The 25,895-nt window shown below is 65.5% G+C and carries 23 protein-coding genes and 2 pseudogenes; 20 read left to right on the top strand and 5 right to left on the bottom strand.

Going from position 1 to position 25,895, the window contains the following annotated elements; all coding sequences use genetic code 11:
• Nucleotides 1-4 precede the first annotated feature (4 nt).
• The 14 genes from LDZ24_RS11315 to pyrF all read left to right on the top strand — a co-directional run bounded on the left by LDZ24_RS11315 (nucleotide 5) and on the right by pyrF (nucleotide 14,953).
• Nucleotides 5-2,056 (top strand): ribonuclease catalytic domain-containing protein, encoded by a 2,052-nt coding sequence (locus LDZ24_RS11315; protein ID WP_248320516.1) that lies wholly within the window; start codon nucleotides 5-7, stop codon nucleotides 2,054-2,056.
• Nucleotides 2,053-2,910 carry a shikimate dehydrogenase gene (gene aroE, locus LDZ24_RS11310; protein ID WP_248320515.1) on the top strand — a complete coding sequence of 286 codons (858 nt, stop codon included), beginning with the start codon at nucleotides 2,053-2,055 and terminating at the stop codon, nucleotides 2,908-2,910. Before LDZ24_RS11315 ends, aroE begins: the two co-directional genes overlap by 4 nt.
• Nucleotides 2,910-3,671 (top strand): monofunctional biosynthetic peptidoglycan transglycosylase, encoded by a 762-nt coding sequence (gene mtgA, locus LDZ24_RS11305; protein ID WP_371747346.1) that lies wholly within the window; start codon nucleotides 2,910-2,912, stop codon nucleotides 3,669-3,671. The genes aroE and mtgA overlap by 1 nt, the downstream gene beginning before the upstream one ends.
• 335 nt (nucleotides 3,672-4,006) lie before the next feature.
• On the top strand, nucleotides 4,007-4,921 hold the full coding sequence (locus LDZ24_RS11300) for an IclR family transcriptional regulator (RefSeq protein ID WP_248320514.1): 915 nt from the start codon (nucleotides 4,007-4,009) through the stop codon (nucleotides 4,919-4,921).
• Entirely contained in the window at nucleotides 4,918-5,883 is a 966-nt protein-coding gene (locus LDZ24_RS11295; protein WP_248320513.1) for a 2-dehydro-3-deoxygalactonokinase, read from the top strand. The genes LDZ24_RS11300 and LDZ24_RS11295 overlap by 4 nt, the downstream gene beginning before the upstream one ends.
• A 37-nt stretch (nucleotides 5,884-5,920) precedes the next feature.
• On the top strand, nucleotides 5,921-6,598 hold the full coding sequence (locus tag LDZ24_RS11290; RefSeq protein WP_248320512.1) for a 2-dehydro-3-deoxy-6-phosphogalactonate aldolase: 678 nt from the start codon (nucleotides 5,921-5,923) through the stop codon (nucleotides 6,596-6,598).
• A complete protein-coding gene (locus tag LDZ24_RS11285; protein WP_248320511.1) occupies nucleotides 6,595-7,374 on the top strand; it encodes an SDR family oxidoreductase in 780 nt (259 codons plus the stop codon). The genes LDZ24_RS11290 and LDZ24_RS11285 overlap by 4 nt, the downstream gene beginning before the upstream one ends.
• Before the next feature lie 141 nt (nucleotides 7,375-7,515).
• Entirely contained in the window at nucleotides 7,516-8,523 is a 1,008-nt protein-coding gene (locus tag LDZ24_RS11280) for an arabinose ABC transporter substrate-binding protein (protein WP_206467033.1), read from the top strand.
• Between the two features lie 57 nt (nucleotides 8,524-8,580).
• Nucleotides 8,581-10,095 (top strand): L-arabinose ABC transporter ATP-binding protein AraG, encoded by a 1,515-nt coding sequence (gene araG, locus LDZ24_RS11275; RefSeq protein ID WP_248320510.1) that lies wholly within the window; start codon nucleotides 8,581-8,583, stop codon nucleotides 10,093-10,095.
• A 27-nt stretch (nucleotides 10,096-10,122) separates the two neighbouring features.
• Nucleotides 10,123-11,139, top strand: a complete 1,017-nt coding sequence (gene araH / locus LDZ24_RS11270) for an L-arabinose ABC transporter permease AraH (RefSeq protein WP_206467031.1) — start codon at nucleotides 10,123-10,125, stop codon at nucleotides 11,137-11,139.
• 16 nt (nucleotides 11,140-11,155) lie between these two features.
• Nucleotides 11,156-11,944, top strand: coding sequence for an SDR family NAD(P)-dependent oxidoreductase (locus tag LDZ24_RS11265; protein ID WP_248320509.1), 789 nt, complete (start codon nucleotides 11,156-11,158; stop codon nucleotides 11,942-11,944).
• Nucleotides 11,935-12,846: an SMP-30/gluconolactonase/LRE family protein gene (locus LDZ24_RS11260; RefSeq protein ID WP_248320508.1), complete on the top strand. Its 912-nt coding sequence runs from the start codon at nucleotides 11,935-11,937 to the stop codon at nucleotides 12,844-12,846. Before LDZ24_RS11265 ends, LDZ24_RS11260 begins: the two co-directional genes overlap by 10 nt.
• Nucleotides 12,847-12,937: 91 nt before the next feature.
• Nucleotides 12,938-14,044, top strand: coding sequence for an aldose 1-epimerase (locus LDZ24_RS11255; protein WP_248320507.1), 1,107 nt, complete (start codon nucleotides 12,938-12,940; stop codon nucleotides 14,042-14,044).
• A 96-nt stretch (nucleotides 14,045-14,140) separates the two neighbouring features.
• Nucleotides 14,141-14,953, top strand: a complete 813-nt coding sequence (gene pyrF, locus LDZ24_RS11250) for an orotidine-5'-phosphate decarboxylase (protein ID WP_248320506.1) — start codon at nucleotides 14,141-14,143, stop codon at nucleotides 14,951-14,953.
• A 16-nt stretch (nucleotides 14,954-14,969) separates the two neighbouring features.
• Here the strand turns inward: pyrF and LDZ24_RS11245 are convergent, their stop codons facing one another.
• Genes LDZ24_RS11245 through thiL form a run of 3 tightly spaced genes read right to left on the bottom strand, consistent with a single transcriptional unit; the run spans nucleotide 14,970 to nucleotide 17,026 of the window.
• Nucleotides 14,970-15,470, bottom strand: coding sequence for a CinA family protein (locus LDZ24_RS11245; protein WP_175945071.1), 501 nt, complete (start codon nucleotides 15,468-15,470; stop codon nucleotides 14,970-14,972).
• A 31-nt stretch (nucleotides 15,471-15,501) separates the two neighbouring features.
• Nucleotides 15,502-16,047 (bottom strand): phosphatidylglycerophosphatase A, encoded by a 546-nt coding sequence (locus tag LDZ24_RS11240; protein ID WP_248320505.1) that lies wholly within the window; start codon nucleotides 16,045-16,047, stop codon nucleotides 15,502-15,504.
• Entirely contained in the window at nucleotides 16,037-17,026 is a 990-nt protein-coding gene (gene thiL / locus LDZ24_RS11235) for a thiamine-phosphate kinase (protein WP_248320504.1), read from the bottom strand. Before thiL ends, LDZ24_RS11240 begins: the two co-directional genes overlap by 11 nt.
• A 250-nt stretch (nucleotides 17,027-17,276) precedes the next feature.
• Here thiL and LDZ24_RS11230 point away from each other — a divergent pair, with 250 nt between their 5' ends.
• The 4 genes and pseudogenes from LDZ24_RS11230 to LDZ24_RS11220 all read left to right on the top strand — a co-directional run.
• Entirely contained in the window at nucleotides 17,277-19,571 is a 2,295-nt protein-coding gene (locus tag LDZ24_RS11230) for an NADP-dependent malic enzyme (RefSeq protein ID WP_248320503.1), read from the top strand.
• 420 nt (nucleotides 19,572-19,991) lie between these two features.
• Entirely contained in the window at nucleotides 19,992-20,474 is a 483-nt protein-coding gene (locus tag LDZ24_RS11225; protein WP_206468282.1) for a ribonuclease domain-containing protein, read from the top strand.
• Nucleotides 20,475-20,489: 15 nt separating this feature from the next.
• A pseudogene (locus tag LDZ24_RS28120) lies at nucleotides 20,490-20,597 on the top strand (barnase inhibitor); the annotation flags it as partial.
• 69 nt (nucleotides 20,598-20,666) lie between these two features.
• Nucleotides 20,667-21,062, top strand: a pseudogene (locus tag LDZ24_RS11220) (barstar family protein); the annotation flags it as partial.
• A 77-nt stretch (nucleotides 21,063-21,139) separates the two neighbouring features.
• On the opposite strand, the gene LDZ24_RS11215 reads toward LDZ24_RS11220, so the two are convergent.
• A complete protein-coding gene (locus LDZ24_RS11215; RefSeq protein WP_248320502.1) occupies nucleotides 21,140-21,877 on the bottom strand; it encodes a 16S rRNA (uracil(1498)-N(3))-methyltransferase in 738 nt (245 codons plus the stop codon).
• Between the two features lie 49 nt (nucleotides 21,878-21,926).
• A complete protein-coding gene (locus LDZ24_RS11210) occupies nucleotides 21,927-22,340 on the bottom strand; it encodes a glyoxalase/bleomycin resistance/extradiol dioxygenase family protein (protein ID WP_248320501.1) in 414 nt (137 codons plus the stop codon).
• A gap of 400 nt (nucleotides 22,341-22,740) precedes the next feature.
• Here LDZ24_RS11210 and tkt point away from each other — a divergent pair, with 400 nt between their 5' ends.
• Nucleotides 22,741-24,792 carry a transketolase gene (gene tkt, locus LDZ24_RS11205; protein WP_248320500.1) on the top strand — a complete coding sequence of 684 codons (2,052 nt, stop codon included), beginning with the start codon at nucleotides 22,741-22,743 and terminating at the stop codon, nucleotides 24,790-24,792.
• Nucleotides 24,793-24,840: 48 nt separating this feature from the next.
• Entirely contained in the window at nucleotides 24,841-25,851 is a 1,011-nt protein-coding gene (gap, locus tag LDZ24_RS11200; protein WP_175945054.1) for a type I glyceraldehyde-3-phosphate dehydrogenase, read from the top strand.
• Nucleotides 25,852-25,895 lie beyond the last annotated feature (44 nt).

Genomic DNA, 25,895 nt, shown 5'->3' with positions numbered 1-25,895 from the left:
TTGAGTGAACGTTTTCTTCGAGGAATCGGGTAGTTTCAAGGCCGGCTCGGTCTTGTCGAAACAAGGCGACGCGTTCCAGGTCGAGTTGCCGGGCGGACGCCGCGCAAAGGTGCGCGCGAAAGACGTGCTGATCGAATTCGAGAAGCCCGCCGCCGCCGATCTGATGCAGGAAGCCGACGCCATCGCGCAGGACATCGACCTCGATTTCCTGTGGGAATGCGCGCCCGAGGAAGAGTTTCCGTTCACCGCGCTCGGCGCGGACTATTTCGGCGACAAGTTCGGTCCGAGCGAGCGCGCCGCGCTGGTGCTGCGCATGCACGGCGCGCCGGTGTACTTCCGTCGCAAGGGGCGCGGGCAGTATCAGCGCGCGCCGCAGGAGCAGTTGCAAATGGCGCTCGCGTCGCTGGAGCGCAAGCGCCAGCAGGCGCTCGTGCAGGCGGGCTACGAGGAAGAACTGAAGGCGGGCAAGCTGCCCGAGGCGCTGAAGGACAAGGCCATCGGTCTCCTGACGAAGCCGGACAAGAATTCCATCGAATACAAGGCGCTCGAAGCGGCGGCGGCCGCGCGCGGCATTTCGCAGGCGCGGCTCATGCTGGAATGCGGCGGCATTGCGTCCGCGCGCCAGTTGCACGAAGCGCGTTTCCTCGCCGAGTACTTCCCGCACGGCGTCGGCTTCCCGTCCGTGCAGCCCGCGCCGCTGCCCGAAGATCTGCCCGAAGCGGACGTCGAAGCGTTCTCCATCGACGACGTGACGACCACCGAAATCGACGATGCCTTCTCCGTGCAGCATCTGGCGGACGGGCGCGTGCGCATCGGCGTGCATATCGCAGCGCCGGCGCTCGGCATCGCGCGGGGCGACACCATCGATTCGATCGCGCGCAGCCGTCTTTCGACGGTCTACATGCCCGGCGACAAGATCACGATGCTGCCAGACAACGTCGTCGATGTGTTCACGCTCGGCGAGGGCGGACTGCGGCCGGCGCTGTCGCTGTACATCATCGTGAATCGCGAGACGCAGGACATCGTCGCGAGCGAAACGCGCGCCGAGCGCGTGTTCATCAAGTCGAATCTGCGCCACAATCATCTCGACGAGCACGTCACCGAAGAAAGCCTCGCCGCCGGCACGGGCGATTATCCGCACAAGGAAGACATCGCCGTGTTGTGGCCGCTCGCGCAGGCGCTTTTCGAAAAGCGCCAGCAGGCACGCGCGACGTACGGCCTCAAGCGCGAGGTGCAGCGCAATAACGACTTCAACTTCTACGTCGAAGGCGAGCACATCACCATCACGCCGCGCCGCCGCGGATCGCCGCTCGACCTGATCGTGGCGGAACTCGCGATTCTCGCGAATTCGTCGTGGGGCGCGTTTCTCAACGATCACGGCGTGCCGGGCATCTACCGCTCGCAGCGCGGCTTCGGCGGTCCCGGCCCCAAGCGCACGCGCATGCAGACGACGCCCGCGCCGCACGAGGGCCTGGGCGTCGCGCAATATGCGTGGAGCACGTCGCCGCTGCGCCGTTACGTCGATCTGGTCAATCAGTGGCAACTGCTCGCGTGCGTGCAGCACGGCGTGACCGCGAAGCTGGCCGCGCCGTTCAAGCCGAAAGACGCCGACCTGTTCGCCGTCGTGCAAGGCTTCGACGATACGTACACCGCTTACGCGGATCATCAGCGCCGCATGGAGTACTTCTGGTGTCTGCGCTGGCTGAAGCAGGAGAACAAGCGGCAGGTTCCGGCGTCGGTGGTGAAGGACGACCTCGTGCGCTTCGAGGAGATTCCGCTGATCCTGCACGTGCCCGGCCTCGGCGTGCATGCGCGCGGCACGCGGGTCATGCTGGAAGTCGTGTCGATCGATGAACTGACCGTCGAGGCGTCGTGCCGTCTGCTGCACGTGATCGACGCGCCGTCGGCGGCCGCGCCGGTCGAAGAAGACGAAGCCGAGGAAGAACTCATCGAAGCCGACGACCTCAGCGCCGAAAGCGAAGCGGAAGCGCAGGCGGAGGCATCGGCGGATGAATCGGCGGAAGCGTCGCCGCAGCCACAGGAGCCGAACGCATGAACGCGCCGCAGCCGCGCGACCGGTACGCGGTGATCGGCAATCCGGTCGAGCACAGCAAGTCGCCGTGGATTCACGCGCGCTTCGCGGAACAGACCGGCGAAGCGGTCGAATACGGGCGCATTCTGGGACCGCTCGGCGGCTTCGAGCAGGCAGTCGAAGCGTTCATCGCGTCGGGCGGACGCGGCATGAACGTCACCGTGCCGTTCAAGCTCGACGCCCACGCGTTCGCCGACTCGCTGTCGCCGCGCGCGGCGGCAGCCGGCGCAGTCAACACGCTGTCGTTCACCGCAGACGGCGTGCGCGGCGACAACACCGACGGCGTCGGCCTCGTGCGCGACATCGAAGCGAATCTCGGCGTGAGTCTGGAAGGCGCGCGCGTGCTGCTGCTCGGCGCGGGCGGCGCGGCGCGTGGCGTCGTCTTGCCGATCTTCGACCGGCGGCCGGCGTCGCTCGTCATCGTCAATCGCACGGCGGCGAAGGCGCAGCAACTCGTCGGTCAATTCGCGCAGGCCGCGCAGGAGGCGAACGTGCGCCTGTCGGGCGGCGGCGCCCACAGCATCGAAAAGACGCGCTACGACGTGATCGTCAACGCGACGGCCGGCAGCCTCGACGCCGCGCTGCCCGAATGCGACGACGCGGCTTTCGGCGCCGGCACGCTCGCCTACGACATGATGTACGGCCCGAAGCCGACGGTCTTCATGCAGCACGCGGAGCGTCTCGGCGCGCGCGCGGCCGATGGTCTCGGCATGCTGGTCGAACAGGCCGCCGAATCGTTCTTCATCTGGCGCGGCGTACGCCCGGACGGCGGCGCGGTGCTGCGCGAACTGCGTCACACGCTGACGGCAAAAGCCTGATGACCACCGCGCCCGGCCACAGCCGCACGTCGCCGAGCGACCGCCCGATGCGTCGCGCGGTGCGGCTCGGTCCCGCGCGATGGATCGCGTACGGCGTATCCGTCTTCTTCATCGCGATTCTGGCGACGCAGCTTTACTTCTTCCTTCAGATCGGCGTGTGGACGGTGACGAATCCCGGTTCGACCGCCTTCATGCGCGCCGACGCGTGGACGCTCGCGAAGACGCATCCCGGCATCGCGCTGCAACGCACGTGGGTGCCGTACGACCAGATCTCGCGCAATTTGAAGCGCGCGATCATCGCGTCCGAAGATGCGAACTTCGTCAATAACAACGGCTACGAAACCGACGCCATCTTGCAGGCGTGGGAGAAGAACAAGTCGCGCGGAAAGATCGTCGCGGGCGGCTCGACTATCTCGCAGCAACTCGCGCGCAATCTGTTTCTGTCGCGCGAGAAGAGCTATATCCGCAAGGCGCAGGAGTTGGTGATTACGTGGATGCTCGAGTTCTGGTGGACCAAGGAACGCATCTTCGAGGTCTATCTGAATTCGGTGGAGTGGGGCAACGGCGTCTACGGCGCGGAAGCGGCGGCGCGCTACTACTACAAAACGTCGGCGGCCAAGTTGACGGCGGGACAGAGCGCGCGCCTCGCCGTGATGCTGCCGCGTCCGAAGTACTTCGACGACCATCGCAATTCGGCGTATCTGACGATGCGCGCGCGCGTCATCGCGCGGCGAATGGGCGCCGCCGAACTGCCGGAATAGAATTTAGCTCGCGTCGCTAAACTCGATAAAGCCCTGATCCGTCAGGGCTTTTTTGTTGGCGCGTCGCTTTCACTTGTCAGCTAGACTCCCATTATGTGAACAGCGCGGTCACATATTGAAGATTCGAGACAGCCGGAACTACAATCCGTCCAAGCCTTCGACGACACCGCCAGAAGGCACTGCAGAGGCCAAGACGCCTCGCGCCAACAAGAACAAAACCGGAGACACGTCATGCATTCGATCGCCTGCCCGCGCTCGCGGGTCGCGCCGCACGATTCATCCGCCTCACGCGAAAAGCGCGCGCCGTCTTGCTCGCTCATCGAGGGGTGATCGACATGAACAAGCTCCAGCCCGCCGATACGGACAACGGCCTGGCCGCCAACGACGCCCGCGCGCGCGAAACCGGCCGCCGCGACGCCGACGCCATCGCGCTACCGAGCGCGCTCGTCGATGTCACGCCGCAGCAGGCCGGCACGCAGACGCTGCTGCGCGGCCTCGCGATTCTCGAAGCGGCCGCGAACGGCGCGCGCGATCTGCGCTCGTTCAGCGCGGCGCTCGGCACGACGCGCAGCACCACGCACCGGCTCGTGAGCTCGCTCGTGCAGGCGCGGTATCTGCGGCAAGTGCAGGGCGGCTATCTGCTCGGGCCGAAGCTGATCGAACTCGGCACCATCGCGCTGGAACAGATGCCGCTGACGGCGGTCGCGCGTCCGCATCTTCAGGCGCTCGCGCAGCATACGCACGACACGATTCACTTGGGCGTGCGCGACGGCGACGACGTGCTCTACATCGACAAGATTCCCGGCACGCGCGGGCTCGAAATGCGTTCGCGCGTCGGGCACCGCATGCCGCTCGCATCGACGGGCATCGGCAAGGCGATGATGCTCGACCTCGAAGCGAACGCGTGGAAGAAGCTGCTCGACGCGTCGCACCGGGCGCTCGCCCGCACGAGCTTCAAGCCGGAGAACCGCCCGGACGTCGATACGTTTCTTCAGCGCATGACGCGCTATTCGCAAGGCGGTTACACCTTCGACCTCGAAGAGAACGAGGCGTCGATTCGCTGCGTCGCCGCGCCCGTGCGCGATGCGTCGGGCGCGATCGTCGCGGCGCTTTCTGTCGCGAGCACCATCCCTTATATGCCGGACGAACGCATGGAAGAACTGATCCCGGTCGTGCAGCGCGAAGCGCGCTCGATCTCCGAAGAACTCGGCTGGCGCGCGCCGCAGGCCAATCGCAGGATCAAGCGATGACCGCGCCCGCTCTCATTGCGCTCGACTGGGGCACCACGTCGCTGCGCGCCTATCTGCTCGGCGACGACGCTAAGGCGCTCGACACCCGCGCGTCGTCGGCAGGCATCATGAAGCTGCCCGCCGGCGGCTTCGACGAGGCGTTCGAGGAAACCTGCGGCGCGTGGCTCGACGCGCATCCGCGCTTGCCCGTGATCGCGGCGGGCATGATCGGCAGCGCGCAAGGCTGGATCGAAGCGCCGTATGTCGATACGCCCGCCGACGCCGACGCGCTCGTCGCGGGCATCGTCACGGTGACGGCGGCGCGCGGCGTGACCGTGCGCGTGGTGCCGGGCGTGCTCGAACGCGGCGTGCTGCCCAACGTGATGCGCGGCGAGGAAACGCAGATCGTCGGCGCGCTTTCGGCCGACGCGTCGCTGTCCGCGCCGGGCGGCGCGCTGATCGGCCTGCCCGGCACGCATGCGAAATGGGCGTTCGTCGAGGACGGCCGTATCGAGCGTTTCTACACCTTCATGACCGGCGAGACGTTCAGCGCGCTTCGCGACCACACGATTCTCGGCCGCACGATGCAGCACGGCGCGGCCCCCGATGCAGCGGCGTTCATCCGCGGTGTCGATACTGCGCGCGATGCCGGTCATCCCGGCCTGCTCGCGACCATCTTCAGCACGCGCACGCTGGGACTCACCGGGCAACTGACGCCCGAACAGCAGCCGGATTACTTGTCAGGGTTGCTCATCGGCCATGAACTGCGCGGACTGAACGAAGTGCTGGCGCGGGATGCGTCGTCGCTCGCGGGCAGGACGCTGCGCCTGATCGGCAACGATGCGCTCTGCGACCGCTATCGCGCAGCGCTCGCGCGTTTCGACTGCCAGGACGCGCAGACGGTCGCGCATGCCACCGAACACGGCCTTTATCGAATCGCCGCGCAAGCCGGGCTCGTCACCGCGCCCGCGAGCGCCGCCTGACGCAACGCATACGAACGCACACGCAAGGAGCACGACGATGCAACCTCACATCAATCTGCCGGGGCCGTACGAGATGCACGCCGGTCTCGCGAAGGCGTTCGCCCAGTGTCCGCTCATCGCGATCCTGCGCGGCGTCACGCCCGCCGATGCCGCCGAGCACGGCCGCGCGCTGTACGAAGCGGGCTTTCGCATCGTCGAGGTGCCGCTCAATTCGCCGCAGCCGTTCGACAGCATCGCCGCGATCCGGCAGGCGCTGCCGGACGACGCCATCGTCGGGGCGGGCACGGTGCTGCATCCGAGCTACGTGGATAACGTGAAGGACGCGGGCGGCGAACTTATCGTGATGCCGCACAGCGACGGCGATGTCGTGCGGGCCGCGAAGGCGCACGGACTCGCGTGCGCGCCGGGCGTCGCCACGCCGAACGAAGGTTTTCTCGCGCTGAAGAACGGCGCGGACGTGCTGAAAATGTTCCCCGCCGAGCAACTCGGCCCGACGGTGGTGAAGGCGTGGCGGGCGGTCATCGCGAAAGAAGTGCCGCTCGTGCCGGTCGGCGGCATCGCGCCGGACAACATGGGGCCGTTTCTCACGGCGGGCGCGAACGGCTTCGGCTTGGGCTCGGCGCTCTACAAGCCGGGGCAAAGCGTGAGCGTGACGGCATCGCACGCGAAGGCGTTTATCGCTGGGCTTGCTATCGCGAAGGGTGAGAAGCGATGAACCGGCTCGCCGGCAAAGTCGCGATGGTCACCGGCGCGGGCCGCGGCATCGGCGCGGCGATCGCGTTGGCGTTCGCGCGCGAAGGCGCGGCGGTCGCGCTCGCGGAACTGGACATCGAGACGGCGCGCGAGACGGCGAAGCGCATCGCCGACGAAACGCAGTCCGAGCGCGTCATCGCGGTGCAGACCGACGTGACGCAAAGCGCGTCGGTGAAAGACGCCGTCGCGCAAACGGAAGCGAAGTTCGGCGCGCTCGACGTGCTCGTGAACAACGCCGGCATCAACGTGTTCTGCGATCCGCTGACCATGACCGACGACGACTGGCGGCGCTGCTTCGCCGTCGATCTCGACGGCGTGTGGAACGGCTGCCGCGCGGTGCTGCCCGGCATGGTGGAACGCGGCCGGGGCAGCATCGTGAATATCGCCTCGACGCACAGCTTCAAGATCATCCCGGGCTGCTTTCCGTATCCGGTCGCGAAGCACGGCGTGATCGGGCTGACGCGCGCGCTCGGCATCGAATACGCGCCGAACAACGTGCGCGTGAATGCCATCGCGCCGGGTTACATCGAAACGCAACTGACGCTGGACTGGTGGGACTCGCAAGCCGATCCGAAGGCAGCGCGGCAGGCGACGCTCGATCTCCAGCCGATGAAGCGCATCGGCAAGCCGCAGGAAGTCGCGATGACGGCAGTGTTCCTCGCATCGGACGAAGCGCCGTTCATCAACGCAAGCTGTATCACGGTCGATGGAGGCCGTAGCGCGCTCTATCACGACTGAGACGACTGAAGACGTACGAACCAAAAGAAATGACGCACTGGCCGCGGTGCGGCATCCCACGCAGAAAGATACGCGGCCACACGCTTTTTACCGCCCGCACGCGGGTATTTTGAGACAACGGAAAAAGTCGGGAGACACAAGATGAAACGCAGACTGTTCCTCACGCTGATCGCCGCCGCCACGGCCACGAGCGCCACGATGATCGCCGCGCCCGTCGCGCAGGCCGCCGACGACATCAAGATCGGCTTTCTCGTGAAGCAGCCGGAAGAGCCGTGGTTCCAGGACGAATGGAAGTTCGCCGAGACCGCCGCCAAGGAGAAGGGCTTCACGCTCGTGAAGATCGGCGCGCCGTCGGGCGAAAAGGTGATGAGCGCGATCGACAACCTCGCCGCGCAAAAGGCGCAGGGTTTCATCATCTGCACGCCGGACGTGAAGCTCGGGCCGGGCATCGTCGCGAAGGCGAAGGCCGACAAGCTGAAGATGATGACGGTGGATGACCGCCTCGTCGATGGTTCCGGCAAGCCGATCGAGTCGGTGCCGCACATGGGCATTTCGGCCTACAACATCGGCAAGCAGGTGGGCGACGGCATCGCCGCCGAGATCAAGAAGCGCGGCTGGGACATGAAGGATGTCGGCGCGATCGACGTCACTTACGAGCAGTTGCCGACCGCGCATGACCGCACGAGCGGCGCGACGGACGCGCTTCTCGCCGCCGGTTTCCCGAAGGCGAACGTGATTGCCGCGCCGCAAGCGAAGACCGACACGGAGAACGCGTTCAACGCGGCGAACATCGCGCTCACGAAGAACCCGCAGTTCAAGCACTGGGTCGCCTACGGCCTGAACGACGAAGCCGTGCTCGGCGCGGTGCGCGCGGCGGAAGGCCGCGGCTTCAAGGCGGACAACATGATCGGCATCGGCATCGGCGGCTCGGATTCGGCGTTGAACGAGTTCAAGAAGCCGAACCCGACGGGCTTCTTCGGCACGGTCATCATCAGCCCGAAGCGTCACGGCGAAGAGACCTCCGAGCTGATGTACGCGTGGATCAAGGACGGCAAGGCGCCGCCGCCGCTCACGCTCACGACGGGCATGCTCGCCACGCGTGAGAACGTGTCGTCGGTGCGTCAGCAAATGGGCCTGGCGTCGAACTAAATCCATCGAGCAGGCGGGCCGCATGACAGCGCGGCCCGCAGAGAACAAGGAGGCGATGTGTCAGCGACGCTGCGTTTTGACAATATCGGCAAGGTGTTTCCAGGCGTGCGCGCGCTCGACGGCGTGTCGTTCGACGTCAATGCCGGCGAAGTTCACGGTTTGATGGGCGAGAACGGCGCGGGCAAATCGACCTTGCTCAAGATTCTCGGCGGCGAGTATCAGCCCGATTCGGGGCGCGTGCTCATCGACGACCGCGAAGTGCATTTCGGAAGCGCCGCGGCTTCGATTGCATCGGGTATCGCGGTGATTCACCAGGAATTGCAGTACGTGCCGGACCTGACGGTATCCGAGAACCTGCTGCTCGGCGCGCTGCCGAACCGGCTCGGCTGGGTCGACAAGCGCGCGGCGAAAAAGCACGTGCGCGAGCGGCTCACCGCGATGGGCGTCGATCTCGATCCCAACGCGAAGCTGCGCAAGCTCTCCATCGCGCAGCGGCAGATGGTCGAGATCTGCAAGGCGCTCTTGCGCAACGCGCGCGTGATCGCGCTCGACGAGCCGACTTCGTCGCTCTCGCACCGCGAAACCGAAGTCCTGTTCAAGCTCGTGCGCGACCTGAAAGCGGACAAGCGCGCGCTCATCTATATCTCGCACCGCATGGACGAGATCTACGAGCTATGCGACGCCTGCACCATTTTCCGCGACGGCCGCAAGATCGCGTCGCATACGCGCCTGGCCGAAGTGCCGCGCGACACGCTCGTGCAGGAAATGGTCGGCCGGGAGATCTCGGATATCTATAACTATCGTCCGCGCAAACTGGGCGACGTGCGCTTCGCGGTGCAGAACGTGCAGGGCGAGGCGCTTTCCGCGCCGGTGAGCTTCGAGGTGCGGCGCGGCGAGATCGTCGGGTTCTTCGGGTTGGTCGGCGCGGGGCGCAGCGAACTGATGCATCTGATCTACGGCGCGGACAAGAAGAAGGAAGGCACGATCCAGCTCGACGGCCAGCCGATCAAGATTCGCAGCACCGGCGAAGCGATTCGCCACGGCATCGTGCTGTGCCCGGAGGATCGCAAGGAAGAGGGCATCGTCGCGATGGCGACGGTGGCGGAGAACATCAACATTTCGTGCCGCCGTCATTTTCTGCGCGCGGGGCTTTTTCTCGACCGCAAGAAGGAAGCCGAGACGGCGGACCGCTTCATTCAGCTTCTGAAGATCAAGACGCCGAGCCGCCGTCAGCGCATCCGCTTTCTGTCGGGCGGCAATCAGCAGAAAGCGATTCTGTCGCGCTGGCTCGCGGAGCCGGATCTCAAGGTCGTGATTCTCGATGAACCGACGCGCGGCATCGACGTCGGCGCGAAGCATGAAATCTACAACGTGATCTATCAGCTCGCGGAGCGCGGCTGCGCGATCGTGATGATCTCGTCGGAACTGCCGGAAGTGCTCGGCGTGTCCGATCGCATCGTCGTGATGCGGCAAGGGCGCGTCGCGGGCGAATTGCCGCGCGGACAGGCGAACGAACAGTCGGTGCTGAGCCTCGCGCTGCCGCAATCGGAGACGGTCGCCGAAGCCGCGTAAGAGTTAAAGGGGACAAGGGAAGAAATCATGGAAGCCAGAGAAAACATCGTGGGACAGGCTAGCGAAACGGTCGCGAACGCGCTGATCCCGCAGAGAAGCGACAAGCAGAAGTGGTGGCAGCAGATCACGGAATACAGCCTGATCGTGATCTTCATCGTGATGTTCGTCACGATGTCGCTGACCGTCGATCACTTCTTCTCCATTGAGAACATGCTCGGGCTGGCGCTGTCGATCTCGCAGATCGGCATGGTCGCCTGCACGATGATGTTCTGCCTCGCCTCGCGCGACTTCGACTTGTCGGTGGGCTCGACCATCGCGTTCGCGGGCGTGCTCTGCGCGATGGTGCTGAACGCGACGAACAACACCTTCATCGCAATCATCGCGGCGGTGGCGGCAGGCTCGGTGATCGGCTTCGTGAACGGCGCGGTGATCGCGTATCTGCGCATCAACGCGCTGATCACCACGCTCGCGACCATGGAAATCGTGCGCGGGCTCGGCTTTATCGTGTCGCACGGGCAGGCGGTCGGCGTGTCGTCGGATACGTTCATCGAACTCGGCAGCCTCACCATGCTCGGCATTTCTCTGCCGATCTGGGTCACGCTCGCGTGTTTCATCGTGTTCGGCGTGTTGCTGAACCAGACGGTTTATGGCCGCAATACGCTTGCTATCGGCGGCAATCCGGAAGCGTCGCGGCTCGCGGGTATCAATGTCGAACGCACGCGCGTATGGATTTTCCTCGTGCAGGGCGCGGTAACGGCGCTCGCAGGCGTTATCCTTGCGTCTCGGATCACGTCGGGACAGCCGAACGCGGCGCAAGGCTTCGAGCTGAACGTGATTTCGGCGTGCGTGCTCGGCGGCGTCTCGCTGCTCGGCGGCCGCGCGACGATTTCCGGCGTGGTGATCGGCGTGCTCATCATGGGCACGGTCGAGAACGTGATGAACCTGTTGAACATCGACGCGTTCTATCAGTACCTCGTGCGCGGCGCGATTCTGCTCGCTGCCGTGTTGCTAGACCAGTTGAAAAATCGCGGATCGCGCGACTGAAAGGACGGCGAAACATATGACATCCATCGACAAATCCCTCGCGCGCTACCCGAGCCTCGCGGGCAAGACCGTGCTCGTCACGGGCGGCGCGACCGGCATCGGCGCGGCGTTCGTCGAGCATTTCTTCGACCAGGGCGCGAAAGTGGCGTTCTTCGATATCGACACCGAAGCCGGCGAGGCGCTGGCCGACCGGCTCGGCGCGGACCTTGGCGCGGACCGCACGCGCCCGATGTTCCTGCGCGTGGACCTGACGGACATCGACGCATTGCGCCAAGGCATCGCGGATGTGCGCGGCGCGCTCGGGCCGATCGGCGTGCTTGTGAACAACGCGGCCAACGACAAGCGTCATACCATTCAGGAAGTCACGCCCGAATCGTTCGATTGGGGCATCGCGGTGAATATCCGTCACCAGTTCTTCGCGGCGCAGGCGGTCGTCGACGACATGAAGCAACTCGGCGGCGGCTCGATCATCAATCTCGGCTCCGTCAGCTGGATGCTTAAGAACCCGAATCTGCCCGTGTACGTGACGGCAAAATCGGCGGTGCAGGGCTTGACGCGCGGTCTCGCGCGCGACCTCGGCAAGTTCGGCATCCGCGCGAATTCGCTGGTGCCCGGCTGGGTGATGACGGAAAAGCAGAAGCGCCTGTGGCTCGACGAGGCGGGCAAGCTCGCGATCAAGCAGGGACAGTGCATCGACGCCGAAGTGCTGCCGGAGCATCTGGCGCGCGCCGCGCTCTTTCTCGCATCGGACGATAGCAGCATGATGACGGCGCAGGAAATCATCATCGACGGAGGATGGGTCTAATGAATCAAAGCGGCGCAACCGATGCAACCGAGGCACGTCTTCTGATCGACAGCCGGTGCGCGCTCGGCGAGGGCGCGACGTGGTGCGCCGCGAGCGGGCGGTTCTACTGGACGGACATCGAAGGCAAGCGGTTCCTGCGATACGATCCGCGCGACGGATCGACCGAAGCCTTCGACATGCCGGAGCGCCTCGCGTGCTTCGCGCTCTGCGCGGACCCGGACTTCGTGCTGCTCGGGCTTGCGTCGCGGCTCGCGTTCTTCCAGTTTTCGACGGGCAAGATCGAGACGATCACGGAAGTGGAAGCCGGCCTGCCGACGCGCCTGAACGACGGCCGCTGCGACCGAGAAGGACGCTTCGTGTTCGGCACGAAGCACGACGTGGACGACGCAGAGCCGCTCGGCGGTTACTATCGGCTGAACCTGGATTTGTCGCTGGAGCGCCTGCCGCTCGGAAATTGCGCGATCAACAACAGCACCGCGTTCAGTCCGGACGGCACGACGCTCTACTACTGCGACACGCCGACGCGCCGCATTCGCGTCTGCGATTACCCGAGTCTCGCGAACGACCGCGTGTTCGTCGAATTGACGGACGATACCGGCGCGCCCGACGGCTCCACGGTCGACGCGGAAGGCGGCCTGTGGAACGCGCAGTGGGGCGGGCGGCGCGTGGTGCGCTACGCGCCGGACGGCCGCGAGACGGCGCGCATCGAGGTGCCGAGCGCGCAGCCGAGTTGCGTCGCGTTCGGCGGCGACTCGCTCGATACGCTCTTCGTGACGACGGCGCGCATCGGCTTGAGCGAGGACGCACTCAAGACCGACGCCCACGCAGGCGGCATCTTCACCGCGCAGCCCGGCGTGCGCGGCATCGCGGAGCCGGTTTTCGCCGGCAAGCCGCGAGCATAAAAAACCGAGGCGGCGCGCGATCCGACGCGCCGCCCGTTCAGTACCCGGCGCGGCCGCGCCGGGTTTTTCGCCTCTCGATGGAGCACAGGTCATGACGGTTGCGCGCAATGAGCAAAGGGTGAATCCGCCGTCCGCGTCCACGGCGCAGGCGAACGCGCGCCGCTCGCGGCTCGCCGCCGCCGCCGAACCGCCCATTCGCCCGGGGCCGAGCACGGCGGTCGTCGCCATTGGCGGCGCGGCCGTCGAAGGCTGCATCACGCTCGCGAACGCGCACTTGAGGCTCGATGTTGCGCCGGCGCTCGGCGGCGGCGTCACGCGCTTCGACTGGCGTCACGAAGGCGCGCTCGTGCCGATTTTCCGGCCGTGCGCCGAACCGGGCCCGGACACCGATCCGGACCAGCTCGCGTGTTATCCGCTCTTGCCGTATTCGAACCGCATCGGCAACGGGCATTTTCGATTCTCCGGACGCGCCATCGACGTGCCGCGCAATCGCCCGGATGAGCCGCTGCCGCTGCACGGCGACGGCTGGCTCGGCGCGTGGACCGTCGAGGAAGAAGACACGACGCGCGTGCGTCTTGCGTTCGAGCGCAGCGACGGCAAGCCGTACTCGTTTCGCGCGTCGCAGACGTATGCACTCGACGAAGCTACGCTCGTCGTCACGCTCGACGTGCAGAACACCGGCGACGAGGCGCTGCCCTTCGGTCTCGGCCTGCATCCGTTTCTGATGCGCGAAGCCGACACCGAGCTGTCGGCGGCGGCGGGCGGCCTGTGGCTCTGCGGCGACGACTGGCTTCCGGTGCGCCATGTGCCCGCGCCGCCTGCGTGGCAGTTCGGCGTCGCGTATCCGATGCCGTCCGAAATGGTGAACAACGCGTTCACCGGCTGGAGCGGACGCACGAGTGTGCTCTGGCCGAAGCGCCGTCTTTCGCTGACGATTGCCGCCGACACCGATTACTACGTGCTTTACGCGCCGCCCGGCGAAGACTACTTCTGCTTCGAGCCGGTCGATCATCCGATCAACGCGGTGAACCTGCCGGGCGGCGGCGAGGCGAACGGCATGACGGTGCTCGCCCCCGGCGAGCGGCTTTCGCGCGAGTTCCGCTTTACCGTCGAGCGCACCGGCGAGGCCGCGCGCCGTGGCCGGCCGCGCACGCGCGCGGGAGCGAAGGCGCGCGGCCGCGCGGCGCTCGCGCGCTGAACGCGCCAAACGCACCAAACGCACCAAACGCCCGAACCGGAAAGCGTAGTCGCGCACGTTAAAATGCATGGCATCCCTTTCCGCCGGTTTTTCCCCATGTCTTTCATCCAGTCGCTCAACGCCGCGTGGTCGCGCACGCAATCGCTCCTGTGCGTCGGCCTCGATCCCGAGCCGTCGAAGTTTCCCGGCGCGCTCGCGGGCCGCGCCGACGCGATCTTCGAATTCTGCAAGACCATCGTCGATGCCACCGCGCCGTACGCGTCGTCGTTCAAGCCGCAGATCGCGTACTTCGCCGCGCATCGCGCGGAAGATCAGCTCGAAGCGCTGATCGCGCATATCCATGAAAAGCACGCGGGGCTGCCGGTCATTCTCGATGCGAAGCGTGGCGATATCGGCAGCACGGCCGAGCAATACGCGAAGGAAGCGTTCGAGCGTTACAAAGCGGACGCCGTGACGGTGAATCCGTACATGGGTTTCGATTCCATCGAGCCGTATCTCGCGCATGAAGGCAAGGGCGTAATCGTGCTGTGCCGCACGTCGAACGCGGGCGGTTCCGACCTGCAATTCCTGACGACGGACGGCAAGCCGCTGTATCAGGTCGTCGCGCAGTTGGCGGCCGAGAAGTGGAACGCGAGCGGGCAACTGGGGCTCGTCGTCGGCGCGACGTTTCCGAAGGAGATCGAAGCGGTGCGTGGCATTGTCGGCGACATGCCGCTGCTGATTCCGGGCATCGGCGCGCAAGGCGGCGATGTCGAAGCGACCGTGCGCGCGGGCCGCACGGCGAACGGCTCGGGCATGCTGATCAACTCGTCGCGCGCCATCATCTACGCCGGCAAGGGCGACGATTACGCGAACGCGGCGGCCGAAGCCGCGAAGAAGACGCGGGATACGATCAACGCGTATCGGTGATGAGGGCGGCGCGGGCTCACCGCTCGCGCTGTTCCAGAAACTCTAGCAACTTCCTCAAAGCGTGCGCCGCTGCCTGCGTGCGCACCTGCTCGCGGTCGCCTTTGAAATGCTGCGTCTCGAACGCGGTATGCAGGCGATTGCTCCACGCAAAGCAAACGGTGCCGACCGGCTTCGCTTCGCTGCCGCCCGCGGGTCCGGCGACGCCCGTGATCGACACCGAAACCTGCGCGCGGCTGTTGCGCAGCGCGCCTTCGGCCATCGCTTTCGCGACCGGCTCGCTCACCGCGCCGTGCTGCTCGATCAGCGCGGCCGGCACGCCGATCATCTCCGTTTTCGCCAGATTCGAATACGTGACGAAGCCGCGCTCGAACCACGCGCTGCTGCCCGAAATGTCCGTGATCGCGGCCGCCACCATGCCGCCCGTGCACGATTCGGCGGCGGCGAGCATCAGCCGTTCGTCGCGCAGCTTGTTGCCGACGCGGATCGCAAGTTGATGAACGACGGTATCGGTTGGCATGGCGGTGTCTCGCAGACAAAGGAGTGAAACGTCACACGGTCATGCGCCACAGCGCAATCACGAGCAGGCTGAAGAACGCGGCGACGAGATCATCGAACATGATGCCAAAGCCGCCTTTCAGATGGCGGTCGAAATAGCGGATCGGCGGCGGCTTCACCATGTCGAAGAAGCGGAACACGATAAACGCCCACAACTGCCCGGTGAAGGTCGCGGGCGTGACGACCAGCAGCACGAGCCAGAACGCGACGATCTCGTCCCACACCACCGGCGACGGGTCCGCGACGCCCATCTTCTTCGCGGTGAAGCCGCAAAACCAGCATCCGGCGATGAAGCCGACGGCGATCAGCGCGCCCCATTCCGCCACGGTCAAATGCCGGTTGAGCGGCACGAACGACGCCCACGCGAAGAGCGTGCCGACCGTGCCGGGCGCAATGGGCGAAAGGCCGCTGCCGAAACCGAGCGACAGAATGTGCAGCGGATGCGTGAGCATGAAACGCGCGCTCGCCTTGCGCGGTTTGGCGGGGGTGGGCGAACGCGGCGGCGCGGATTCGCTCGCGGCGGTGTGGTCAGTCTGCATGAAAGTGGTCGAAGCCTTGCAACGTCAGGGAAAGCGGCGCGCCCGCGCCGTCGCGCCAGGCGATGGCGGGCGCGCCCGCGGAACCGATTGTACCGATGCGCGTGAGCGCCACGCCCACGCGCTCGCCGATGCGCGCCACCGCATCGCGCGCCTCGCGCGGCGCGGTAAAGCAGAGCTCGTAGTCGTCGCCGCCCGCGAGCGTGCACTGGCGGCGCGCGGTGTCGGGCAGCGCGCGCACCGCGTCGGAACACGGCACGGCGTCGGCATCGACGGTCGCGCTAACGCCCGAGCGCGTGAGGATGTGCATGAGGTCGCCCGCGAGGCCGTCGGAGATATCGAGCGCCGCGTGCGCCACGCCGGCGAGCGCGAGTCCCAGCGTCACGCGCGGCTCCGGCCGTTCGAGCGCCTGCTTCCATGCCGATGCGCTCGCTTCGTCCGGCGCGCGCCATTCGTCGCGCAAGACGCCGAGCCCCGCGCGCGCATCGCCGAGCGCACCCGACACGTAGATGTCGTCGCCCGGATTTGCTGCGTCGCGTCGCAGCGCCGCGCCGTGCGCCACATCGCCGAATACGGTGATGCAGATGTTGAGCGGCCCGCTCGTCGTGTCGCCGCCGACGAGCGCGCAGTCGAAGCGTTCGGCCAATGCGAACATGCCGTCGCTGAACGCGGCGAGCCACGCTTCATCGGCGCGCGGCAAGGCGAGCGCGAGCGTGAACGCGTGCGGCTTCGCGCCCATCGCGGCGAGATCCGACAGATTCACCGCGAGCGCCTTGTGACCGAGCGCGTACGCATCGACATCGGGGAAAAAGTGACGGCCGGCGACGAGCATGTCCGTCGAGATCGCAAGCTGATGGCCGGCGGGCGGCGCGATCAGCGCGCAGTCGTCGCCGATGCCGAGCGGCGCGTCGCCCTGTCTCGGCGAGGGCGCTTTCGCGCGGCGGGCGAAGTATCGATCGATCAGGGAGAACTCGGAAAGCATCGTCGGGGAAGCGGTTATTTGTGCGGTGCAAGAGAAAGACGGCGCGGCAACGGCTGCGCTTTCGAACGCCGCCGCACGTCTCGAAAAAACGGAATGATGTGTCGAAAGCCTTGCCCAGCCGGGCGATCAGGCGTTCTCCGGTCATGGCACTTGTAGCCGAATTGCATGGACTGCGCGTAAAAGCGGGGCTTGATTGGCGCTACAATGCGTTCGAGGTTCCATTCTAATTCCCGCACTGCTAGCCCGCCTTATGACGACTCCCGCCAATACGAAGTTGCGCGAAGCCGCGCTCGATTATCACGAGTTTCCGACGCCCGGCAAAATCGCGATCGCCCCGACCAAGCAGATGATCAACCAGCGCGACCTCGCGCTGGCGTACTCGCCGGGCGTGGCGTTCGCATGCGAAGCGATCGTCGAAGATCCGCTGAACGCCGCGCGCTTCACCGCGCGCAGCAACCTCGTCGGCGTCGTGTCGAACGGCACGGCGGTGCTCGGGCTCGGCAACATCGGGCCGCTCGCCTCCAAGCCGGTCATGGAAGGCAAGGCCGTGCTCTTCAAGAAGTTCGCCGGCATCGACGTGTTCGACATCGAGCTGAACGAAAGCGACCCGCACAAGCTCGTCGATGTAATCGCCGCGCTGGAGCCGACTTTCGGCGGCATCAATCTCGAAGACATCAAGGCGCCGGACTGCTTCATCGTCGAGCGCGAGGCGCGCAAGCGCATGAAGATTCCCGTCTTCCACGACGACCAGCACGGCACGGCCATCGTCGTCGCGGCGGCCATCACGAACGGCCTGAAGGTGGTCGGCAAGAACATCGGCGAAGTGAAGCTCGTCGCATCGGGCGCGGGCGCGGCGGCGCTCGCGTGTCTGGACCTGCTCGTCGATCTCGGCATGAAGCTCGAGAACATCTTCGTGACGGATCTGGCCGGCGTCGTGTACAAGGGTCGCGTCGAACTCATGGACCCGGACAAGGAACGCTTTGCCCGCGAAACTAGCGCGCGCACGCTTGCCGAAGTGATCGAAGGCGCGGACGTGTTCCTCGGCCTCTCGGCGGGCGGCGTGCTGAAGCAGGACATGGTGAAGGGCATGGCCGCGAAGCCGCTGATTCTCGCGCTCGCCAATCCCACGCCGGAAATCCTGCCAGAGCTCGCGCTGGAAGTGCGCCCGGACGCGGTGCTCGCCACGGGCCGCACGGACTACCCGAATCAGGTCAACAACGTGCTGTGCTTTCCGTTCATCTTCCGTGGCGCGCTGGATGCCGGCGCGACGACGATCACGAAGGAAATGGAGATCGCCGCGGTGAACGCGATCGCCGAACTCGCGCGTCAGGAGCAGAGCGATATCGTCGCGACGGCGTATGGGATTCAGGACTTGTCGTTCGGGCCGGAATATCTGATTCCGAAGCCGTTCGATCCGCGTCTCATCGTGAAGATCGCGCCGGCGGTGGCGAAAGCCGCGATGGAATCCGGCGTGGCGACGCGTCCTATCGAAGACATTGACGCGTACGAGCAGCACTTGCAGCAGTTCGTCTACCACAGCGGCACGACGATGAAGCCGGTGTTCCAGCTCGCGCGCAGCGTGGAGCCGGAGAAAAAGCGCATCGTGTTCGCGGAAGGCGAGGAAGAGCGCGTGCTGCGCGCGGTGCAGATCGCCGTGGACGAGAAGATCGCGAAGCCCATTCTCATCGGCCGTCCGGCAGTCATTCAGCAGCGCATCACGAAGTTCGGCCTGCGCCTCACGCCGGGCGTCGACTTCACCGTGGTCGACACGGACCACGACGAGCGTTATCGCGACTTCTGGCAGACCTATTACGCGATGATGGCGCGCAAGGGCATCAGCCAGCAGATGGCGAAGCTGGAAATGCGCCGCCGCACCACGCTGATCGGTTCCATGCTCGTGAAGAAGGGCGAAGCGGACGGCATGATCTGCGGCACGGTGAGCACCACGCATCGGCATCTGCACTTCATCGACCAGGTGATCGGCAAGAAGGACGGCTGCAATGTGTACGCGGCGATGAACGCGCTCGTGCTGCCGGGCCGCCAGATTTTTATCGTCGATACGCACGTGAACGTCGATCCGACGCCGGAGCAGCTCGCCGAAATCACGATCCTCGCGGCGGAAGAAGTGAAGCGCTTCGGCATCATGCCGAAGATCGCGCTTTTGTCGCATTCGAACTTCGGCACGAGCAACGCGCCGACCGCGCAGAAGATGCGCGACGTGCTCGCCATCCTGAAGGAGCGCGCGCCCGATCTCGACGTCGACGGCGAAATGCACGGCGACGTGGCGCTCGATGCCCGTTTGCGCAAGGAAGTGCTGCCCGAATCGACGCTCGAAGGCGACGCGAATCTGCTGATCCTGCCGAACATCGACGCGGCGAACATCTCGTACAACTTGCTGAAGACGGCGGCGGGCAACAACATCGCGATCGGGCCGATTCTGCTTGGCGCGGCGAAGCCGGTGCACGTGCTGACGGCTTCGGCGACCGTGCGGCGCATCGTGAACATGACGGCGTTGCTGGTGGCGGACGCATCGGCGGCGCGCTGATTCTCGCTCGATGTAATCCCGACGCGGCGGATCTTCCCGCCGCGTTTTTTTTTTTGCGCCCAAAAAAAACGTGCCGCGAAGGCGGCACGCCGGGGCAATAGCAAGGGGGAAGTTTGCTGTTCCCTAAAAGCGCAGGGCGTCCGGCATGGAGCGCATGCCGTGAAACTGGCGACAAGTGAGGCGGCTTGTCCAAGGGTTTCGATTCCCAGCGCGTGAAATTATTATCTTGCGCAGTTGAAATGTCTCTCAGATTTGGGCTAGATGTAGCTGCCTTTTCTCCGCAAAACGGTGCATGGGCCCGCGAAGTTGAGAAAAAATTTCCGAAATCCCGCCGAACGTTGCTTCGCTTTGGCATTAGCGATACCCTTACATCTTTCGGGGTTGTCGCATTTTTCGGTTCATCGCGGGGACAATCGTTTCGTGAAGCGCGCTACGGCACTTGCCTGCATCGTCGCACTCGGCGTCTTTCTGGGCGGCTGCGGCAAGGACGAATCCCGAAGCGCGGCAGACACGGTCATGCCCGCGAAGCCGGCGAATCAGGCCGATTCGGCGAAGATCCCGCCGGAGGCCAGCCGGTCGTCCGCAGCGCAGGCCGGCCAAGCGCGCAACGACGACTTCGCGACTGTGACCGTCGCGCAGTTGCCGAAACAGGCGGTCGAGACACTGCAGTTGATCCAGGCGGGCGGGCCTTTCCCTTACGAGAAAGACGGCGTCGTGTTCGGCAACCGCGAACGCTTGCTGCCACGGCGTGCGCGCGGCTACTACCACGAATACACAGTCCCCACGCCGCGAGCGCGGGATCGCGGCGCACGCCGGATCGTATGCGGCGGCCCCAAGCGGCAGATCGACGATTGTTACTACTCGGACGACCACTACGCCAGTTTTAAACGCATTGCGGGATAACGAGGGATTAACGGCATGAGCGACAACATCTACGCGCACGACAACGGCGTCGCGGGTGATTTTTTCGCAACCGGCGACGGCAACCTGTTCCAGCGAGTATTGCGGCTACGCATGACAGAACACGACAACAGACCCGATGACGAGCCGAATCCGAACCTGCATCCGGCGGCGCATCCGCAGGACGAGTCGGAGTCTCTGTTTGCGACGGTGCGGCCGAACATCGTGCAATCCATCCGCGCGTTTCGCGTGCAGGAACTCGCCGACGAGGCCAATCGCCTCGGCCAGCACTTTCTGTATGCGTATCTCGGCCAGGCGCAGAGCAAACAGGAAGTGCTGGAAACCATCGCGACCTCGTTCCTGTTTCCGAAGCACTTCGGCAAGAACTACGACGCGCTCTACGACTGCCTCACCGACCTCGTGCACCGCGCGGGTTCGCAGCCGGGCTTCGTGATCGTGCTGGAGCAATTGCCCATCGCGCAGAAGTTCGACAAAGAAGGGCGCGAAACGCTGCTCGATGTGTTCCGCGATGCCGCCGAATTCTGGGCCGAGCGGCGCGTGGCGTTCCGGGTGTTCTATTCTTTCGTCTGAGTTCGTTCGATCGCGTCAGCGGTTAGCAGGACAGCCCGTCATCGGGCTGTTTGCTTTTGTGGCGGCCGGGCGCGGACTCACCATCCGCCCCAGCGCGCGGCCAGCGCCGCGAGCACCGCGATTCCCGCCGTTTCCGTGCGCAACACGCGCGGTCCGAGACCGAGCGCCGCGAAACCCGCCGCGACGATCTCGCTCTCTTCTCTCGGCGAGAAGCCAGCTTCCGGACCGATCACCAGCGTGACGCAGCCGCGCGGCGGCTCTGCGGGCAGCGCGGCGAACGACACGTCGGCGCGAGGCGAAAGCAGTAGCCGCAGGTCGCCATCCGCAGCGGCTGGCAATGACGCCAGCCACGCGCTCAGGTCGCGCGGCGCGGCCACTTCCGGCACGCGATTGCGCCAGCATTGCTCGCACGCCGCGCGCGCGAGGGCCTGCCAGTGCGCCTGACGCCGCAACGCGCGCTCGCCCGCGAGCCGCACGACGCCGCGCTCGGCCGTGAGCGGCACAATCTGCGCGACGCCCAGTTCCACCGTCTTTTCGATGAGCCAGTCCATCTTGTCGCCGCCCGCGACGCCCTGCGCGAGCGTCACGCGATACGGCGGCTCGGCTTCGCGTTCGCTGTGTGCGTCGATGCGCGCGAGCGCCGCGCGTTTGCCGATTTCGACGAGCACGCCGTGATACTCGCCTCCGGTGCCGTCGAAGAGCGTGACGGCGTCGCCGTTCTGCAAGCGCAGCACGTGCACGTGGCGCACGACGTCGTCGGGAAGAGACATGGTCTGACCCGCCGCGAGCGGGCCGTCAACGAAAAAGCGTGGCATGGAGATCGATCACGGACGCTCGGTCCGCGGATAGCGCCTTGCGGCGAGTTCAACGAAGGTGGCGCGCAATCGCCCAGCGATAGCCGTCCGGGTCTTCGATCTGCGCGAAGCGGTCGCCCCAGAACTGGTCTTGCGGCTCGATGAGCGGCTTTGCGCCGACGGCGAGCGCCTGCGCGAAGGTGGCATCGACATCGTCGACATAGAGATAGAACGACTGCGGCGCCATCTGGCCCGCGCTCTTCGGCGTGCGCGCCTGCGATCCGTACGCGCCCTCCGGCGCGAACATCAGAATCAGTTGCCCGCGATACGTCATCTCGACGTGGATGATGGTGCCGTCGTCGTTCACGCTGTCGCGTACCGCGAAGCCGAACGCCTTCTCGTAGAACCCGATGCTCACGCGCGCATCGCGCACGGTGAGATAGGGCGTGAGCCAGGGGACGTCGGCGGGGCGAGGGTCAGTCATCGAAAGCACTCCTTGAAGCCTTTTGCTCGTACCAGTGAGGGGCATTTTGCCATGAGGCGCGAACCGCCCGCGGCGCGAGCCCGCGTGATGACGCGATGAACGGCTTCGCCCGGCTGCACGGAACATGCCCGCGAACGCCGGAAGCCGCACGTTCGGCGCCGTGTCGCACGCCTGTCGATCGGACCGGTCTGTTAGAATGACCGTCTCCCGATCCTCGTCGTTTCTCGTCGTTCCGGTACTGAAAACGCGGTGTGCCGCGGGTCCGGCGTCCGGTGCGAAGTACCGGTCAGACGCAGCGTCAAGAAGCACCGTGGATCGTTTCAGCACTGCCTCGACGCACTGACCCGACGTACTGCCTCGACGCACTGCCTCACTGCTTCCGTAGCCGCCGACACCCGACATGACGATCCCGACTTCCAGCCCGACCGCCCTCATGGCCAACGCAATTCGCGCGCTCGCCATGGATGCCGTGCAACAAGCCAACTCCGGTCACCCCGGCATGCCCATGGGCATGGCCGAGATCGGCGTCGCGCTGTGGTCGCGCCATCTGAAGCACAACCCGTCGAATCCGCACTGGTTCGACCGCGATCGTTTCGTCCTGTCGAACGGTCACGGCTCCATGTTGCTGTACGCGCTTTTGCACCTCACCGGCTACGACCTGCCGATGAGCGAGATCAAGAACTTCCGCCAGCTGCATTCGAAGACGCCGGGCCATCCCGAAGTGGGCATCACGCCGGGCGTCGAGACGACCACCGGCCCGCTCGGCCAGGGCGTCGCCAACGCGGTCGGCATGGCGCTCGCCGAAGCGCTGCTCGCCGCGGAGTTCAACAAGGCCGACGCGAAGATCGTCGACCACCACACGTACGTGTTCCTCGGCGACGGCTGCCTGATGGAAGGCATCTCCCACGAAGCGTGTTCGCTCGCGGGCACGCTGAAGCTTAACAAGCTGATCGCCCTGTACGACGACAACGGCATTTCCATCGACGGCCACGTCGAGCACTGGTTCCACGACGACACGCCGAAGCGCTTCGAAGCGTACGGCTGGAACGTGATTCGCGCCGTGGACGGCCACGACGTCAACGCAGTCGATGCCGCCATCGCCCAGGCGAAGCAATCCGACAAGCCGACGCTCATTTGCTGCCGCACGGTCATCGGCAAGGGCGCGCCGACGAAGGCGGGCGGCCACGACGCGCACGGCGCGCCGCTCGGCGGCGACGAGATCGCGGCCACGCGCGCGGCCATCGGCTGGCAGTACGAGCCGTTCGTGATTCCGCAGGAAGTCTATGCGGCGTGGGACGCGAAGGAGCAGGGCGCGCGCGTGGAAGGCGAGTGGAACAAGGCGTTCGACGCCTATCGCGCGAAGTACGCCGAACAGGCCGCCGAATTCACGCGCCGCATGAAGGGCGAACTGCCCGCCGACTGGAAAGCGAGCGCCGCGAAGATCATCGAGGACGCGAACCAGCGTGCGGAAACCGTCGCGACGCGCAAGGCATCGCAACAAGCCATTGAAGGCCTCGCCGCCGCGCTGCCGGAACTGCTCGGCGGTTCGGCCGACCTGACCGGCTCGAATCTCACGAACTGGAAGGCGTCGAAAGCCGTGCGCGCCGCCGGCGACGCGGAGAACGTCAACGCGGGCCACGCGGGCATCCAGTGGGGCAATCACATCAATTACGGCGTGCGCGAATTCGGCATGAGCGCGGCCATCAACGGCATTGCGCTGCATGGCGGCTTCCGTCCGTTCGGCGGCACCTTCCTGACGTTCTCCGACTACAGCCGCAACGCGCTGCGCGTCGCCGCGCTGATGAAAGCGCGCTCGATCTTCGTCTTCACGCACGATTCCATCGGCCTCGGCGAAGACGGTCCGACGCACCAGTCGGTCGAGCACGTCTCCAGCCTGCGTCTGATTCCGCAGTTGCAGACGTGGCGTCCGGCGGATACCGTGGAAACGGCCGTCGCGTGGACGCATGCGATCGAACACGAAGGCCCGTCGACGCTCATTTTCAGCCGCCAGAACTTGCAGTTCTCGCCGCGCAACGACATTCAGATCGCGAACATCGCGAAGGGCGGTTACGTGCTCGTCGACTGGAACGACGACATTCCCGCGCGCAAAATCATTCTGATCGCGACGGGTTCGGAAGTGCAGCTCGCGATGCAGGCGGTCGAGGCGCTCGCGAAAGAAGGCATCGGCGCGCGCGTCGTCTCGATGCCCTGCACGAACCTCTTCGACAAGCAAGACGCCGAATACCGTGAGCGCGTGCTGCCGAAGGGCGTGGCGCGCGTAGCGATCGAAGCGGGCGTGACGGATTTCTGGCGCAAGTACGTGGGCCTCGAAGGCGGCGTGGTCGGCATCGACACGTTCGGAGAGTCCGCGCCGGCCGGTGCGCTCTTCAAGCACTTCGGCTTCACGGTGGAGCACGTCGTCGAAACGGCGAAGGCCGTTCTGGCCGCGTAAGCATCCGCGTGCAGCGAAGCAGGTTTTTTTAAGCCAAGGAGATAGACCATGACGATTCGCGTTGCAATCAACGGCTACGGCCGGATCGGCCGCAACACGTTGCGCGCCTTCTACGAGAACGGCAAGAAGCACGACATCGAGATCGTCGCCATCAACGATCTCGGCGATGCCAAGACGAACGCGCACCTGACGCAGTACGACACCGCGCACGGCAAGTTCCCCGGCGACGTGTCCGTGGACGGCGACTACCTCGTCGTGAACGGCGACAAGATTCGCGTGCTGGCGAACCGCAACCCGGCTGAACTTCCGTGGGGCGAGCTGAACGTCGACGTGGTGATGGAGTGCACCGGCTTCTTCACGACGAAGGAAAAGGCGAGCGCGCACATCAAGGGCGGCGCGAAGAAGGTCATCATTTCCGCGCCGGGCGGCAAGGACGTGGACGCGACCATCGTGTACGGCGTGAACCACAACGTGCTGAAGGCATCGGACACGGTCATCTCGAACGCATCGTGCACGACGAACTGCCTCGCGCCGCTCGTCAAGCCGCTGAACGACAAGATCGGCCTCGTCAACGGCCTGATGACCACGATCCACGCCTACACGAACGACCAGGTTCTGACCGACGTGTATCACGAAGACCTGCGCCGCGCGCGCTCGGCCACGCATAGCCAGATTCCGACGAAGACCGGCGCTGCGTCGGCGGTCGGTCTCGTGCTGCCGGAGCTGAACGGCAAGCTGGACGGCTACGCGATCCGCGTGCCGACCATCAACGTGTCGGTGGTGGATCTGTCGTTCATCGCGGCGCGCGACACGACGGTCGAAGAAGTCAACAAGATCATGAAGGAAGCGTCGGAAGGCGAGCTGAAGGGCATTCTCGGCTACAACGACGCGCCGCTGGTGTCGGTCGACTTCAACCACAACCCGGCTTCGTCGACGTTCGACGCAACGCTCACGAAGGTGTCGGGCCGTCTCGTGAAGGTGTCGAGCTGGTACGACAACGAGTGGGGCTTCTCGAACCGCATGCTGGATACGGCGGTCGCGCTCGCGAACGCGAAGTAACGTTCGGTCCGCTGAAATGACAAAGCCGCTCCTCCGAGCGGCTT

Source organism: Caballeronia sp. Sq4a (assembly GCF_023170545.1).
Taxonomy (GTDB): Bacteria; Pseudomonadota; Gammaproteobacteria; order Burkholderiales; family Burkholderiaceae; genus Caballeronia.
This window is presented reverse-complemented; position numbering and strand designations above follow the sequence as displayed.

Coding starts and splice junctions, on each gene's coding strand:
- aroE (WP_248320515.1), top strand. CDS start 2,053: ATGAACGCGCCGCAGCCGCGCGACCGGTACGCGGTGATCGGCAATCCG.
- mtgA (WP_371747346.1), top strand. CDS start 2,910: ATGACCACCGCGCCCGGCCACAGCCGCACGTCGCCGAGCGACCGCCCG.
- LDZ24_RS11300 (WP_248320514.1), top strand. CDS start 4,007: ATGAACAAGCTCCAGCCCGCCGATACGGACAACGGCCTGGCCGCCAAC.
- LDZ24_RS11295 (WP_248320513.1), top strand. CDS start 4,918: ATGACCGCGCCCGCTCTCATTGCGCTCGACTGGGGCACCACGTCGCTG.
- LDZ24_RS11290 (WP_248320512.1), top strand. CDS start 5,921: ATGCAACCTCACATCAATCTGCCGGGGCCGTACGAGATGCACGCCGGT.
- LDZ24_RS11285 (WP_248320511.1), top strand. CDS start 6,595: ATGAACCGGCTCGCCGGCAAAGTCGCGATGGTCACCGGCGCGGGCCGC.
- LDZ24_RS11280 (WP_206467033.1), top strand. CDS start 7,516: ATGAAACGCAGACTGTTCCTCACGCTGATCGCCGCCGCCACGGCCACG.
- araH (WP_206467031.1), top strand. CDS start 10,123: ATGGAAGCCAGAGAAAACATCGTGGGACAGGCTAGCGAAACGGTCGCG.
- LDZ24_RS11265 (WP_248320509.1), top strand. CDS start 11,156: ATGACATCCATCGACAAATCCCTCGCGCGCTACCCGAGCCTCGCGGGC.
- LDZ24_RS11260 (WP_248320508.1), top strand. CDS start 11,935: ATGGGTCTAATGAATCAAAGCGGCGCAACCGATGCAACCGAGGCACGT.
- LDZ24_RS11255 (WP_248320507.1), top strand. CDS start 12,938: ATGACGGTTGCGCGCAATGAGCAAAGGGTGAATCCGCCGTCCGCGTCC.
- pyrF (WP_248320506.1), top strand. CDS start 14,141: ATGTCTTTCATCCAGTCGCTCAACGCCGCGTGGTCGCGCACGCAATCG.
- LDZ24_RS11245 (WP_175945071.1), bottom strand. CDS start 15,470: ATGCCAACCGATACCGTCGTTCATCAACTTGCGATCCGCGTCGGCAAC.
- LDZ24_RS11240 (WP_248320505.1), bottom strand. CDS start 16,047: ATGCAGACTGACCACACCGCCGCGAGCGAATCCGCGCCGCCGCGTTCG.
- thiL (WP_248320504.1), bottom strand. CDS start 17,026: ATGCTTTCCGAGTTCTCCCTGATCGATCGATACTTCGCCCGCCGCGCG.
- LDZ24_RS11230 (WP_248320503.1), top strand. CDS start 17,277: ATGACGACTCCCGCCAATACGAAGTTGCGCGAAGCCGCGCTCGATTAT.
- LDZ24_RS11215 (WP_248320502.1), bottom strand. CDS start 21,877: ATGCCACGCTTTTTCGTTGACGGCCCGCTCGCGGCGGGTCAGACCATG.
- LDZ24_RS11210 (WP_248320501.1), bottom strand. CDS start 22,340: ATGACTGACCCTCGCCCCGCCGACGTCCCCTGGCTCACGCCCTATCTC.
- tkt (WP_248320500.1), top strand. CDS start 22,741: ATGACGATCCCGACTTCCAGCCCGACCGCCCTCATGGCCAACGCAATT.
- gap (WP_175945054.1), top strand. CDS start 24,841: ATGACGATTCGCGTTGCAATCAACGGCTACGGCCGGATCGGCCGCAAC.